Origin of the sequence: Paenibacillus sp. FSL R7-0128, from assembly GCF_038002245.1 — a bacterium.
GTDB lineage: Bacteria > Bacillota > Bacilli > Paenibacillales > Paenibacillaceae > Paenibacillus_AQ > Paenibacillus_AQ silagei.
Map to the genome: position 1 here is coordinate 6838238 of NZ_JBBOCD010000001.1, position 13289 is coordinate 6851526.

Consider the following 13289-nt stretch of genomic DNA (forward strand, 5'->3'; position numbering starts at 1 on the left):
TTAGACCACCTTCACTTTCATATATACTTTTTCTACGGAATCTACCGGCTTCACAGCTACCTCCAGCACTACGCTGTCACTGTCCGCTCCAGGAGTCACTACAATATCGCTCTGTGCATTGAAGTTCTCAATCGCACCAAGGTTCTGCAGATCATTCATATAAGTGACGCACTGCGACCAGAACAGCGCACGCCCGTCCTCATTATTCGGCAATTTGCCAATGAAGTAGCTCTCAAAAATCCGCTTCAAATCACCAGCGATCCCATCCAGCACCCGCAGCACGCGGTTCTTGGAGAAGGCCTTACCTTTGTCTGTGGAGAAGGAGGTGAACGTGTTAATGTCCTGCTCCACTACTGCACGGCCTCCGCTATAGGTGAACAGCAGCTCTCCGTCTGTAAGTGCTTCTACAGTCTCGGAATGGCTGAAACGCACATCCGCATCTACAGCATCGTCATAGGCCTGATAAGTCAGAGATTCGTTCACAGCAGCGGCGGCAGTTGCCCCCGCAACCCAAGCCACGGCATGAGCTTTATCCACTACCGTTCCATCACTCAAAATGACGCCGTTCGCCACACTGATGATGCCTTCATGGTCAGCCGTAGCGTAATCGGACAAGACCGCCTGCACCTTCTTGCCTTCCGTATTACGCAGACGCTTCACATAGGCGCTATACAGGGACTTCAGCGTGTTATCCTGCGATACCAGACCTACCGTCTGGAAATCCTGAACCTCCAGCGCCGACAAGAACGCACTATGCTCCGCATTTGTGACTGTTCCATTCGCTCCGCCTGCCAGCGGCAGTCCAGCGGTCACCGTCAGCGCACCGGCTTCATTCGGCTTAAATTCTACATAAGCGTTCGCAACCAGATCGGCAGCAGCACTTACCGTCTGCTTGTCCACTTCTGCCCCGTCCAGCAGCGTCCGGACATCGAACTGATTAGTGTCATCGATATTTTTCTCGATTACTACCTTAAGTGAATTCCCGCGTTCTCCGCCATACCGCGCAGTCGCCTGAATTCCGTTATTGGTCACAGCAGCCTTCACACCCTGATTCAGACGGTAGAGCAACAGTGTGCCTGCCCGCTTCAGCACCTCTCTTACCGGCAGCAGCTCTGCTGCCGTGAGATCGTAGCCCAGCTTTTGCTGAAAATCATCCTGTGCCGTAAGCTTTAGAATGACTCCCGCAGGCCCCCAAGGCAGTGCAAGTGCCAAGGCAGCCGTACCGCGTTCTCCCATTTTCCCTGCCACAATACCGTTCGAGGCCACATTTACGTATACCCCCGGACGCACCTTGTTTTGTGTTGTCCATGTTCCTCCAGCCATTAGATAACCTCCTTATTTAGATACAGCTCCATCAAATGCTTAGCCTCTTCCAAGGTGTAGCTCCCGTCCTCTTGCAGAACTACCTCCAGTACATCCTTTTCCTTAGGGCCGAACAGGGCCGAGTTCCTGATCTGCTTTTTCCCAAAAACATCCGGTCCCCCGCTCCCGCGTCCCTGCTCACTTGCCGTCATTTCCTTAGAACTCATTTCAGCCGCGCCCCTTCTGTGAGGTGTCCCATCAGCTCTGCCTCTTCCTCCGGCTGCTTCTGCTTCTGGAGATAGAGCATATAGTCCACGGTGAACAGCGCCCCCCGTCCCTCTGCTCCGGCCACCCAGGACTGGCGCACCACCCGATAAGCGGGATTCACACTTTCTCTTGCGTCCAGCGCCTCACAGAGCCCGTCAGCTATAGCCTCTGCATCCAGCAGACTGCCTTGTTCATAGCGGATACCGAAGCGGTAGACCGCCATGTATCTTCCTTCACGCTGCCTGTCGTAGGTTGCCGAGAGCAGCTCCAGCCTGAAGTAGGCTGACTGCGGCTTATCCCCTTCCACATATACAGGAATATCCGGGAAAAACTGCTCCAGCGCAGCAGTGATATTCCCCCGTAGATGTTGTACCGTCATGATTTCATTCCTCTCATGATTAGATGTGGTAATCCCTCCTGCCTTTCTTGAAGTCACCCGCGGATTCGATTCAGGAAGAATAGGACCCGTCTTGTATCCGGCAATGACCGAAGGAGCTTTCACCGCGCTTGTCTGCCGGCCTGTCTTAGGCTTCGATGAGGTGGAGCATTCATGCTCCTGCGGTGTCCTTCTGCTTCATTTGCCATGTTATAATCATAGACCCCCTGAGACCTTGCGCAGGCGCTATTACAGAGGAATTAGCGATAACTTCCGGTGGTACTAGGGATGGTAAAAGGCGGTCACCTCATCTGAAACAAAAAGCCGCATCACCCCGGCGGGCAATACGGCCATGTCGATTACATATGGTAGCTGCATGTTGTCAAAAGGATTTCTGCTCCTTAGACACGTTCCCTCCAGCCGGGGTCTTCGTGAGCGTGGCCAGAGACAACAGCTGCAGATCGGCAAGCGCCAGCGCCATCTTATAGAACGCCTTCGACCTTATTTTCACATAAGTATCCTTGCTCACCGGAGGATCGAACACATGATTGTATATCGTGTAGTCGTAGCTCTCCTCTCTGCGCATGTATCTCTCCCGCACCAGTTGTTGTTCCCTCTGGGTAAGCCGCTCTACAACCGAATCAATCACAGCACAGTACGCCCGTCTTGCAGCAGGCACATCTACATTATGCGTGGCAATCGCTGCTGTCTGATCAGTAACCGTATGGGTTGCGCCATGGAACCGTTCCGTATAGGAGTACGTAATCCCGGCCTCTTTAGCCTCAAACGTTACAGATTTGAAAATCCGGTACTTCTCCAGCATATTCTCTATAGTGACCTGAGTCCGGCGGCGGTCAAGCTCGGGCAGCGAAGATAGAATCATCATTTATACCACTCCTTAGATGTTATACAGATTTAAGAACTTTGTTGCGGACCTTTCCGGCCAAATGTGTTAAAATTCTACTTGTTCGTATACTGTTCGCCTTTTTTCATAATATACCACTTATCTACCAATTCAGTAAAACCTCATTTTAGCCCGTTTTGCAGCACAAACAAGCTAAATGCATGCCCATTCTTACCTTTTGGCAATAATAGACTCTTTATTGTTTACCTATTGGCATAAATAGCTTATAGTAAGTACAACAGCTTTTTAGGTGATTAGGGATAAGGAGTGGTTATCGATGGCAGAGGAATTCGGATACTATCTGAGACAGCTTCGGGAAGGAAAGGGATTGACCATTAATCAGCTGGCAGCGCTTGCCGGTATCAGTGGAGCCCAAATCTCACGAATCGAGAATGGATTACGGGGTGTCCCCAAGCCGGCTACCCTGCGTAAGATTGCTGAAGCGACCGATGTGTCGTACGAGGAGCTGATGGGCCATGCCGGTTATTTAACCGAGACGGAGAGCAGTACAGAGGGCGCTGTGCCTGCCTGGGCCACCAGCAAGGATAAGCGGGACTTCCGCCAAATGCTGGAGGATGATGGTGAGCTGATGTTTGATGGAATTCCCCTGAACAAGGAGGATAAGCAGCGGATCAAGGACGTATTAACCGGCTTATTCTGGGAGGCAAAGCAGATGAACAAGCGGACCAAGCCCAAGCACGATCCAGGCAAGGAGTAAGTACCAGGCAATCCAACTACTATTAACATGCTGCGGGTGAAGAATATGGATGAGCTAATCAAGCGTTTGGTCAAAAAATACAATACCAGCAGCCCCTTCGAGCTGGCTGAAGCACTGGGGATTCACATCCGGTTCATGCATCTGGGTGACGGCACCAAGGGCCTCTACTATCGGAAGTTAAGAAGAAGGTTCATCGTCATTCATAACCAGCTGCCGCTGGAGTGGCAACGATTCGTATGCGCCCATGAACTCGCGCATGACCGTCTGCACAAAGGGGTCAACCGTTTTTTTCTGGAGGAGAATTCGTATTTCTCGCCAGGCAAGCTGGAGCGGCAGGCTAACCTGTTCGCGGTTAAGCTGCTATCGGTCGGCACTGCCATTGAGCAGGATGAGTCCCTACAGAGCTATTATGCAAGGATTGGCATCCCGGCTGAGGTTGTCTTTTTTTTAGACGATTAAAGGAACATACGTTCCTTTAATGACGCAACAAAAAACTCTTACCGCAGTAAGAGTTCATTGGCCAGCCGTAAGCTGTTCGATCGGGATGACACGATTTGAACATGCGACCCCCTGGTCCCAAACCAGGTGCTCTACCAAGCTGAGCTACATCCCGAAACTATGAAATTATTATGGAGCGGGTGATGGGAATCGAACCCACGCTATCAGCTTGGAAGGCTGAAGTTCTACCATTGAACTACACCCGCAAAGGTGAAATATCGGGATGACACGATTTGAACATGCGACCCCCTGGTCCCAAACCAGGTGCTCTACCAAGCTGAGCTACATCCCGTTAATAATTAATGAAGTAATAATGGCGCGCCCTGAGAGATACGGATGCTGCGCATCCGATTGCGAAGTAATCCTATCGAAGCCTATGCTCCAACGAACTCGTTCGAATCTAGAGGACACTTTGAATATTCAAGAAGTAATAATGGCGCGCCCTGAGAGATTCGAACTCCCGACCTTTTGATTCGTAGTCAAACGCTCTATCCAGCTGAGCTAAGGGCGCAAAAAATTTGGAGCGGACGACGGGAATCGAACCCGCGACCCTCGCCTTGGCAAGGCGATGCTCTACCGCTGAGCCACGTCCGCAAATAAGTGGTGCGCGTGAAGGGACTTGAACCCCCACGTCTTACGACGCCAGATCCTAAGTCTGGTGCGTCTGCCATTCCGCCACACGCGCATGAATCAATACAAGTGAGCCATGAAGGACTCGAACCTTCGACACCCTGATTAAAAGTCAGGTGCTCTACCAACTGAGCTAATGGCTCATATTTGGCAGGGGATATAGGATTCGAACCTATGATGACGGAGTCAGAGTCCGTTGCCTTACCACTTGGCGAATCCCCTACAATAGATACCTATATAATGCCCACAATCTCCCTCAAATATCAAGAACATTATGGTGGAGGCTGAGGGGTTCGAACCCCCGACCCTCTGCTTGTAAGGCAGATGCTCTCCCAGCTGAGCTAAGCCTCCATATGTATGGTGACTAATAAGGGTACTAGTTAAAAATGGTGACCCGTATGGGATACTCTTCACTCCATTACGAGATTGCGAAGTATTCCTTACGATGCCTATGCTTCAACGAACCCAGGGATTTCTCATCCCATAAAAAATGGTGACCCGTATGGGATTCGAACCCATGTTACCTCCGTGAAAGGGAGGTGTCTTAACCCCTTGACCAACGGGCCTTAAAAAATTTGTGGAGCTCTCAACCGGATTCGAACCGGTGACCTCTTCCTTACCATGGAAGCACTCTACCTGCTGAGCTATGAGAGCATGGCTCCCCGAACAGGACTCGAACCTGTGACAACTCGATTAACAGTCGAGTGCTCTACCAACTGAGCTATCAGGGAATATTGTCCGCTTGGCAACGTCCTACTCTCCCAGGACCCTTCGGTCCAAGTACCATCGGCGCTGGAGGGCTTAACGGTCGTGTTCGGGATGGGTACGTGTGGAACCCCTCCGCTATCGCCACCAAACGGGCATTTACAGCGTAAATGCTTCAGGAATTTGATTCCTGAAAACTGAATCCGAAACGAATCTGCGTTTGCCCTTCTTACGGGGCCCCCGGAAAGTACTCGGAATCCGCTTCGTCAGCTTCATCTTCACTTTTTGGGGTAACTTTTGGATAAGCCCTCGACCGATTAGTATTGGTCAGCTCCATGCATTGCTGCACTTCCACCTCCAACCTATCTACCTCGTCGTCTTCAAGGGGTCTTACATACTGGGAAATCTCATCTTGAGGGGGCTTCACGCTTAGATGCTTTCAGCGCTTATCCCGTCCGTACGTAGCTACTCAGCCATGCTCCTGGCGGAACAACTGATGCACCAGCGGTACGTCCATCCCGGTCCTCTCGTACTAAGGACAGCTCCTCTCAAATTTCCTGCGCCCACGACAGATAGGGACCGAACTGTCTCACGACGTTCTGAACCCAGCTCGCGTACCGCTTTAATGGGCGAACAGCCCAACCCTTGGGACCTACTTCAGCCCCAGGATGCGATGAGCCGACATCGAGGTGCCAAACCTCCCCGTCGATGTGGACTCTTGGGGGAGATAAGCCTGTTATCCCCAGGGTAGCTTTTATCCGTTGAGCGATGGCCCTTCCATGCGGTACCACCGGATCACTAAGTCCGACTTTCGTCCCTGCTCGACTTGTAGGTCTCGCAGTCAAGCTCCCTTATGCCTTTGCACTCTGCGAATGATTTCCAACCATTCTGAGGGAACCTTTGAACGCCTCCGTTACTCTTTAGGAGGCGACCGCCCCAGTCAAACTGCCCGCCTGACACGGTCCCCGTACCCGATAAGGGCACTAGGTTAGAACCTAGATACGATCAGGGTGGTATCCCAACGGCGCCTCCGCAGAAGCTTGCGCTCCTGCCTCCACGGCTCCCACCTATCCTGTACAGATCGTACCCAAATTCAATATCAAGCTGCAGTAAAGCTCCATGGGGTCTTTCCGTCTTGTCGCGGGTAACCTGCATCTTCACAGGTATTAAAATTTCACCGGATCTCTCGTTGAGACAGCGCCCAAGTCGTTACGCCATTCGTGCGGGTCAGAATTTACCTGACAAGGAATTTCGCTACCTTAGGACCGTTATAGTTACGGCCGCCGTTTACTGGGGCTTCGGTTCACAGCTTCGGGTTTAACCCCTAACCGCTCCCCTTAACCTTCCAGCACCGGGCAGGCGTCAGCCCGTATACTTCGCCTTACGGCTTCGCACAGACCTGTGTTTTTGCTAAACAGTCGCTTGGGCCTTTTCACTGCGGCCCCCTCGGGCTATTCACCCTACCGAGGCACCCCTTCTCCCGAAGTTACGGGGTCATTTTGCCGAGTTCCTTAACGAGAGTTCTTCCGCGCGCCTTAGAATTCTCTTCTCGCCTACCTGTGTCGGTTTGCGGTACGGGCACCTTCTCCTGACTAGAGGCTTTTCTTGGCAGTGTGAGATCATGACCTTCGCTACTATAATTTTCGCTCCCCATCACAGCCCAGCCTTAACGATGTGCGGATTTGCCTGCACACCAGCCTCACTGCTTAGACGGACATCCATCAGTCCGCGTCACTACCCTCCTGCGTCACCCCATCGCTCATAGCGGATTACGGTGGTACAGTAATTTCAAACTGTTGTCCTTCGACTACGCCTGTCGGCCTCGCCTTAGGTCCCGACTTACCCTGAGCGGACGAGCCTTCCTCAGGAAACCTTGGGCTTTCGGCGGATCAGATTCTCACTGATCTTTTCGTTACTCATACCGGCATTCTCACTTGTATACTCTCCAGCGCTCCTTACGGTACACCTTCAACGTATATACAACGCTCCCCTACCCCAGATGCAAAGCATCTAGCCATAGCTTCGGTGGTGTGTTTAGCCCCGTTACATTTTCGGCGCAGAGTCACTCGACCAGTGAGCTATTACGCACTCTTTCAATGGTGGCTGCTTCTAAGCCAACATCCTGGTTGTCTGTGCAACTCCACATCCTTTCCCACTTAACACACACTTGGGGACCTTAGCTGATGGTCTGGGCTGTTTCCCTTTTGACAATGGATCTTAGCACTCACTGTCTGACTCCCGGCAAGAAGTAAATGGCATTCGGAGTTTGACTGAGCTTGGTAACCCTTGCGGGCCCCGCACCCAATCAGTGCTCTACCTCCACCACTCCATTCACCGAGGCTAGCCCTAAAGCTATTTCGGGGAGAACCAGCTATCTCCGAGTTCGATTGGAATTTCTCCGCTACCCCCACCTCATCCCCGCATTTTTCAACATGCGTGGGTTCGGGCCTCCAGTGCGTGTTACCGCACCTTCACCCTGGACAGGGGTAGATCACACGGTTTCGGGTCTACGTCCACATACTGAGTCGCCCTATTCAGACTCGCTTTCGCTGCGGCTCCGGCTTCTCACCTTAACCTTGCATGTTAAACGTAACTCGCCGGTTCATTCTACAAAAGGCACGCCATCACCCATAAAGAGGCTCTGACTTTTTGTAAGCACACGGTTTCAGGTTCTATTTCACTCCCCTTCCGGGGTGCTTTTCACCTTTCCCTCACGGTACTGTTTCACTATCGGTCGCCAGGTAGTATTTAGCCTTAGCAGATGGTCCTGCTGGATTCATACGGGGTTTCACGTGCCCCGCACTACTCGGGATCCGTCTCGGAGAGAACACAGTTTAGGCTACAGGGCTTTTACCTCTATCGCGGGCCTTTCCAGACCTCTTCACCTACTGAATTCCTTTGTAACTCCATGTGAGACGTCCCACAACCCCAAGAGGCAAGCCCCTTGGTTTAGGCTGTTCCGCGTTCGCTCGCCGCTACTGACGGAATCACTATTGTTTTCTCTTCCTCAGGGTACTTAGATGTTTCAGTTCCCCTGGTCTGCCTCTGCATTTCCTATGTATTCAGAAATGAGTAACTGCGAATTACCACAGCTGGGTTTCCCCATTCGGACACCCCCGGATCAAAGCTTGCTTACAGCTCCCCGAGGCAGTTTCGTTGTTCGCCACGTCCTTCGTCGGCTCCTGGCGCCTAGGCATCCTCCGTGTGCTCTTAGTAGCTTAACCAATGCGTTTTCCCTAAGGAAAATCGCTAGTATCGCCATTAATATGAAACTTGTTTACACAAGTTCAGCTTAAAGGAATGTTCTAAAACGCAAATTCGTTTCGGTATCCAGTTTTCAAGGATCAAGTTGCTGTTATTATGAAACAATCACGACTGTGATGTTCGAAATAACAGACAATGTGCATATACTGTTGTAAAACATGATTGGTGGAGCCAAGCGGGATCGAACCGCTGACCTCCTGCTTGCAAGGCAGGCGCTCTCCCAGCTGAGCTATGGCCCCATATAATCACCCCAAAAAAAGGTTAATTCCGATTACTTTTCGGGGACCCCAGCTATTCAATTTAGATTGTTATATGGTGGGCCTTGGTGGACTCGAACCACCGACCTCACCCTTATCAGAGGTGCGCTCTAACCAACTGAGCTAAAAGCCCATATAACAAAACTTGCAGTAGTGAAGCAATCAATGAATTGATTGTTCGCTTGGCGGCGTCCTACTCTCCCAGGACCCTTCGGTCCAAGTACCATCGGCGCTGGAGGGCTTAACGGTCGTGTTCGGGATGGGTACGTGTGGAACCCCTCCGCTATCGCCACCAAACGCATACGAAAGAGACTTGCTCTTTCAAAACTGAACACGAGTGAGTGTTCGAACCCGAAGGTTCTATTGTGGAAGCAAAGCTTCCGATTTGAATGTTTCCGTTGCAGGAAACGATTCTCCATAGAAAGGAGGTGATCCAGCCGCACCTTCCGATACGGCTACCTTGTTACGACTTCACCCCAATCATCTACCCCACCTTCGGCGGCTGGCTCCCTTGCGGGTTACCCCACCGACTTCGGGTGTTGTAAACTCTCGTGGTGTGACGGGCGGTGTGTACAAGACCCGGGAACGTATTCACCGCGGCATGCTGATCCGCGATTACTAGCAATTCCGACTTCATGCAGGCGAGTTGCAGCCTGCAATCCGAACTGAGACCGGCTTTGCTGGGATTGGCTCCACCTCGCGGCTTCGCTTCCCGTTGTACCGGCCATTGTAGTACGTGTGTAGCCCAGGTCATAAGGGGCATGATGATTTGACGTCATCCCCACCTTCCTCCGGTTTGTCACCGGCAGTCACTCTAGAGTGCCCAGCTCACCTGCTGGCAACTAAAGTCAAGGGTTGCGCTCGTTGCGGGACTTAACCCAACATCTCACGACACGAGCTGACGACAACCATGCACCACCTGTCTCAACTTTCCCCGAAGGGCACCTGATGCATCTCTGCTTCGTTAGTTGGATGTCAAGACCTGGTAAGGTTCTTCGCGTTGCTTCGAATTAAACCACATACTCCACTGCTTGTGCGGGTCCCCGTCAATTCCTTTGAGTTTCAGTCTTGCGACCGTACTCCCCAGGCGGAGTGCTTACTGTGTTAACTTCGGCACCAAGGGTATCGAAACCCCTAACACCTAGCACTCATCGTTTACGGCGTGGACTACCAGGGTATCTAATCCTGTTTGCTCCCCACGCTTTCGCGCCTCAGCGTCAGTTACAGCCCAGAAAGTCGCCTTCGCCACTGGTGTTCCTCCACATATCTACGCATTTCACCGCTACACGTGGAATTCCACTTTCCTCTTCTGTACTCAAGTCACCCAGTTTCCAGTGCGACCTCAGGTTGAGCCCAAGGTTTAAACACCAGACTTAAATAACCGCCTGCGCGCGCTTTACGCCCAATAATTCCGGACAACGCTTGCCCCCTACGTATTACCGCGGCTGCTGGCACGTAGTTAGCCGGGGCTTTCTTCTCAGGTACCGTCACTCCGGCAGCAGTTACTCTACCGGACGTTCTTCCCTGGCAACAGAGCTTTACGATCCGAAAACCTTCATCACTCACGCGGCATTGCTCCGTCAGGCTTGCGCCCATTGCGGAAGATTCCCTACTGCTGCCTCCCGTAGGAGTCTGGGCCGTGTCTCAGTCCCAGTGTGGCCGTTCACCCTCTCAGGTCGGCTACGCATCGTCGCCTTGGTGGGCCGTTACCCCACCAACTAGCTAATGCGCCGCAGGCCCATCCCCAAGCAGCAGATTGCTCCGCCTTTCATTCTTCTCTCAGGAGAAAAAAGAAATTATCCGGTATTAGCTACCGTTTCCGGTAGTTATCCCAGGCTTGAGGGCAGGTTGCCTACGTGTTACTCACCCGTCCGCCGCTAAGTTTGAAAGGAAGCAAGCTTCCTCTCAAACTCCGCTCGACTTGCATGTATTAGGCATGCCGCCAGCGTTCGTCCTGAGCCAGGATCAAACTCTCCAAATTGGTATTTAGAAAGAGCGATTGCTCATTTTCAAACATCTGACGAGAATTCACATTCTCATTTTTGGATCTCACCGAAGTGATTTCCCACTCACTCGTTGTTCAGTTTTCAAAGATCAATGTCTCATTTTAGCTCTTCACCGCATCTCAGCGGCGACCTTCATAATATATCATAGTGTTTCGTTGTTTGGCAAGCTTTTTTTTGAAAAAGTTATTTTTCATTATTTCTTGCCTGCGTCTTCTCTTTAAACATTCAAAAGGAGCGCGAGATATAATGTATCATGTCGGCTCCCTTTTCGTCAAGCTATTTCATTCATTTTATTTATTCCGGTTATCAGCCTGCTTCAGCCTAGTGCTTGAACTGAGAAGAACGTCCACCCCATGCATACTTAGACAGCTCTTTCTGTGGAGCAAATCGTGCATACATACGGAAAACTGTTTTATATCGATTGGCAATCGCATGCCTAATGTTCTGATCTAAACGCTGATCACTCATATCCAGTAGCATCTCATCCAGCTCTTTGCGCAAAACATAGTCCAGCTCCTTGCATTCCTTCTCATTGAATAACATCCCCAACATATGCTTGGCCTCCTTCATGAAATTCATAATTATCCAAAACCATCAAACGCCGTTTCATCTCACTCAAAAAAGCCATTTGATGTGGGAAGCTCTATTGAAGTGCTTACACTAAATTAACCGGAGTATTGAACCTATAACCATTATCATAAGAAAATTCCATTTATGGACTCTCTTTATTCAACCTGGCAGCAGATCCAAATGTTTCGGCTTTACTGTTATGCACAATTCCCCAAGATTTTATGATAAAAGCCAAAATGTAATTGTGCTCTCGATGATTGCTGCCACAAATAACAGAATCACAATCCAGACCGAAGCGGTGAAGGTCTGCCGCATAAAGGCCTGCCAATTCATTGCCCCTTCCCCGCTCCGCTTCATCGCTCCAAAGAGTGCAGAGAGCACCTTACTGCCGAACTTCAGCCCAAAGGCGCAGGCAATGATGATGGCCGGAATCTCAATGATGCCATGCGGCAGCAGTCCTTTTACAATCAGCGTGAACAGATCCTGTCCCTGTATCGCGGACAAATGAATCAGATAGCCGATAACGGCACCGTTGATGAGCAGGAAGAATGCCGGCAAGAGGCCGAATAAGGCGCCCAGATAAATGATGACTACGCTTTTGATACTATTGTTCAGAAAAATGAATACAAAAAAGCTCCACTGCGGATTGGACGACTCTCTAAGGTTCCCGCTAATCTTACTGATCCCCTTCAATTGCTCATTCAGCAGCTGCTGAAGACTACCTGTGCCGAGCCAGCCCAAGATTCCCCCGGCTATGAACAGGATTGTAGCCATTAGGAGCGCTGTGCGAATTGTCCTTAGATCCTTAATAAATGTATTAAAAGATAACATGCGTACCTCCTGATTTGGATTCTGCCGAATTGCATTTCGTATGGAATGATTCATATCTAAGGTCATAAGCGCCCTGTACGAGCATACATTTAGAACAAACAAGCATTTCGCATGGGAGAGGAGCGCTGACATTATGAATTCTTTTTATGTATTTAGCGGCAAAAAGATCAAACGGTTCCTGTACATTTTTGCTGCTGCGCTTCTTACCGCCGGCGTTGTCTATGTGGAGAGGGGCAATATCACCGTATTCTCTGAAGCTGCCCCTTCTGCCATTTACAGTGTGCCGACGGAAAAGAAGCTGATCGCCTTAACCTTCGATATCAGCTGGGGAGAGAAACGGCCTGAGCCGATTCTGAAGGTGCTGGAAGACAAGAAGGTGGATAAAGCGACATTCTTCCTATCCTCACCTTGGAGCAAAACCCATCCTGAGATCGTTACAAGCATCAAAGACGCCGGGTTCGAGATTGGCAGCCACGGTCACAAGCATGTGAACTACAGTACGCTAAGCAATGATGAAATCCGCACGCAGATTAGTACTGCCCATACAGTATTGACGGAGCTAACCGGTTCTCAGCCCAACCTGATCAGAATGCCTAACGGTGATTTTGACAAAAGAGTCCTGCAGGTGGCCACCGATCTCGGCTATAAAGTCATTCAATGGGACACGGACTCACTGGACTGGAAGAACATCGGTGTGGATAACATCGTTAACCGTGTAACGAGCAAAGCCCATCCCGGAGATATTGTGCTGCTGCATGCCAGCGACTCCTGTAAACAAACGCATGAAGCCTTGCCTCAGATTATTGATAAGCTCCGCAGCCAGGGGTATGAGTTCGTAACCGTCTCTGAGCTAATCAGCCAAAGCAGTGCAAACGGTAAGGAAGTCCGCGATTCCGCCTTGCTGAATAATGGCCTGGAAGACGCTGCAGGAATGTAACTCCCTTTCCTTTACCTGTGTATG

At 50.8% G+C, this 13289-nt stretch carries 9 protein-coding genes, 14 tRNA genes and 4 rRNA genes; 3 read left to right on the plus strand and 24 right to left on the minus strand.

Features of this window, described 5'->3' with window-relative positions:
• From NST26_RS28975 to NST26_RS28990, 4 genes are all read right to left on the minus strand, one after another.
• The gene (locus NST26_RS28975) at positions 1–1323 is read right to left on the minus strand and encodes a phage tail sheath family protein (RefSeq protein WP_340957856.1); all 1323 of its coding nucleotides are present in this window, start codon (positions 1321–1323) and stop codon (positions 1–3) included.
• Positions 1323–1529 carry a hypothetical protein gene (locus tag NST26_RS28980; protein ID WP_340957855.1) on the minus strand — a complete coding sequence of 69 codons (207 nt, stop codon included), beginning with the start codon at positions 1527–1529 and terminating at the stop codon, positions 1323–1325. The genes NST26_RS28975 and NST26_RS28980 overlap by 1 nt, the downstream gene beginning before the upstream one ends.
• The gene (locus NST26_RS28985) at positions 1526–1948 is read right to left on the minus strand and encodes a phage tail terminator family protein (RefSeq protein ID WP_340957854.1); all 423 of its coding nucleotides are present in this window, start codon (positions 1946–1948) and stop codon (positions 1526–1528) included. Before NST26_RS28985 ends, NST26_RS28980 begins: the two co-directional genes overlap by 4 nt.
• Before the next feature lie 379 nt (positions 1949–2327).
• Complete coding sequence (locus tag NST26_RS28990; RefSeq protein ID WP_340958222.1) at positions 2328–2828, minus strand: ArpU family phage packaging/lysis transcriptional regulator; 501 nt, start codon at positions 2826–2828, stop codon at positions 2328–2330.
• 298 nt (positions 2829–3126) lie between these two features.
• Here NST26_RS28990 and NST26_RS28995 point away from each other — a divergent pair, with 298 nt between their 5' ends.
• Positions 3127–3567 (plus strand): helix-turn-helix domain-containing protein, encoded by a 441-nt coding sequence (locus tag NST26_RS28995; protein ID WP_036724549.1) that lies wholly within the window; start codon positions 3127–3129, stop codon positions 3565–3567.
• A 45-nt stretch (positions 3568–3612) separates the two neighbouring features.
• On the plus strand, positions 3613–4026 hold the full coding sequence (locus tag NST26_RS29000) for an ImmA/IrrE family metallo-endopeptidase (RefSeq protein WP_036696270.1): 414 nt from the start codon (positions 3613–3615) through the stop codon (positions 4024–4026).
• Positions 4027–4106: 80 nt separating this feature from the next.
• Here the strand turns inward: NST26_RS29000 and NST26_RS29005 are convergent.
• From NST26_RS29005 to NST26_RS29100, 20 genes are all read right to left on the minus strand, one after another.
• A tRNA-Pro gene (locus tag NST26_RS29005) sits at positions 4107–4180 on the minus strand.
• Between the two features lie 17 nt (positions 4181–4197).
• Positions 4198–4271 (minus strand) — tRNA-Gly (locus NST26_RS29010).
• A 12-nt stretch (positions 4272–4283) separates the two neighbouring features.
• Positions 4284–4357, minus strand: a tRNA-Pro gene (locus NST26_RS29015).
• Positions 4358–4499: 142 nt separating this feature from the next.
• Positions 4500–4576 (minus strand) — tRNA-Arg (locus NST26_RS29020).
• A gap of 8 nt (positions 4577–4584) precedes the next feature.
• A tRNA-Gly gene (locus NST26_RS29025) sits at positions 4585–4659 on the minus strand.
• Between the two features lie 7 nt (positions 4660–4666).
• Positions 4667–4750: transfer RNA gene (locus NST26_RS29030), tRNA-Leu, on the minus strand.
• 15 nt (positions 4751–4765) lie between these two features.
• Positions 4766–4838: transfer RNA gene (locus NST26_RS29035), tRNA-Lys, on the minus strand.
• A 5-nt stretch (positions 4839–4843) separates the two neighbouring features.
• Positions 4844–4917: transfer RNA gene (locus NST26_RS29040), tRNA-Gln, on the minus strand.
• A gap of 53 nt (positions 4918–4970) precedes the next feature.
• Positions 4971–5046 (minus strand) — tRNA-Val (locus NST26_RS29045).
• 140 nt (positions 5047–5186) lie between these two features.
• Positions 5187–5261 (minus strand) — tRNA-Glu (locus NST26_RS29050).
• Positions 5262–5273: 12 nt separating this feature from the next.
• Positions 5274–5349 (minus strand) — tRNA-Thr (locus tag NST26_RS29055).
• A 1-nt stretch (position 5350) separates the two neighbouring features.
• Positions 5351–5426: transfer RNA gene (locus NST26_RS29060), tRNA-Asn, on the minus strand.
• Between the two features lie 9 nt (positions 5427–5435).
• Positions 5436–5552 (minus strand): 5S ribosomal RNA (rrf, locus tag NST26_RS29065).
• A gap of 145 nt (positions 5553–5697) precedes the next feature.
• Positions 5698–8624 (minus strand): 23S ribosomal RNA (locus NST26_RS29070).
• A gap of 203 nt (positions 8625–8827) precedes the next feature.
• Positions 8828–8903: transfer RNA gene (locus NST26_RS29075), tRNA-Ala, on the minus strand.
• A gap of 74 nt (positions 8904–8977) precedes the next feature.
• A tRNA-Ile gene (locus NST26_RS29080) sits at positions 8978–9054 on the minus strand.
• A gap of 47 nt (positions 9055–9101) precedes the next feature.
• Positions 9102–9218: ribosomal RNA gene (rrf, locus tag NST26_RS29085) — 5S ribosomal RNA — on the minus strand.
• Positions 9219–9342: 124 nt separating this feature from the next.
• Positions 9343–10902, minus strand: a 16S ribosomal RNA gene (locus tag NST26_RS29090).
• The 16S, 23S and 5S rRNA genes sit together here with 14 tRNA genes alongside, the layout of an rRNA operon.
• A gap of 346 nt (positions 10903–11248) precedes the next feature.
• Positions 11249–11479: a hypothetical protein gene (locus NST26_RS29095; protein WP_036692450.1), complete on the minus strand. Its 231-nt coding sequence runs from the start codon at positions 11477–11479 to the stop codon at positions 11249–11251.
• Positions 11480–11716: 237 nt separating this feature from the next.
• Complete coding sequence (locus NST26_RS29100; protein ID WP_036721766.1) at positions 11717–12328, minus strand: stage II sporulation protein M; 612 nt, start codon at positions 12326–12328, stop codon at positions 11717–11719.
• 133 nt (positions 12329–12461) lie between these two features.
• Between NST26_RS29100 and pdaB the strand changes: the two genes are divergently transcribed.
• Entirely contained in the window at positions 12462–13265 is an 804-nt protein-coding gene (gene pdaB, locus NST26_RS29105; RefSeq protein ID WP_036721768.1) for a polysaccharide deacetylase family sporulation protein PdaB, read from the plus strand.
• Positions 13266–13289: the final 24 nt, after the last annotated feature.

Excerpts from the sequence above, each read along its gene's own strand:
- NST26_RS28975 (WP_340957856.1), bottom strand. The coding sequence starts at position 1,323 with ATGGCTGGAGGAACATGGACAACACAAAACAAGGTGCGTCCGGGGGTA.
- NST26_RS28980 (WP_340957855.1), bottom strand. The coding sequence starts at position 1,529 with ATGAGTTCTAAGGAAATGACGGCAAGTGAGCAGGGACGCGGGAGCGGG.
- NST26_RS28985 (WP_340957854.1), bottom strand. The coding sequence starts at position 1,948 with ATGACGGTACAACATCTACGGGGGAATATCACTGCTGCGCTGGAGCAG.
- NST26_RS28990 (WP_340958222.1), bottom strand. The coding sequence starts at position 2,828 with ATGATTCTATCTTCGCTGCCCGAGCTTGACCGCCGCCGGACTCAGGTC.
- NST26_RS28995 (WP_036724549.1), top strand. The coding sequence starts at position 3,127 with ATGGCAGAGGAATTCGGATACTATCTGAGACAGCTTCGGGAAGGAAAG.
- NST26_RS29000 (WP_036696270.1), top strand. The coding sequence starts at position 3,613 with ATGGATGAGCTAATCAAGCGTTTGGTCAAAAAATACAATACCAGCAGC.
- NST26_RS29095 (WP_036692450.1), bottom strand. The coding sequence starts at position 11,479 with ATGTTGGGGATGTTATTCAATGAGAAGGAATGCAAGGAGCTGGACTAT.
- NST26_RS29100 (WP_036721766.1), bottom strand. The coding sequence starts at position 12,328 with ATGTTATCTTTTAATACATTTATTAAGGATCTAAGGACAATTCGCACA.
- pdaB (WP_036721768.1), top strand. The coding sequence starts at position 12,462 with ATGAATTCTTTTTATGTATTTAGCGGCAAAAAGATCAAACGGTTCCTG.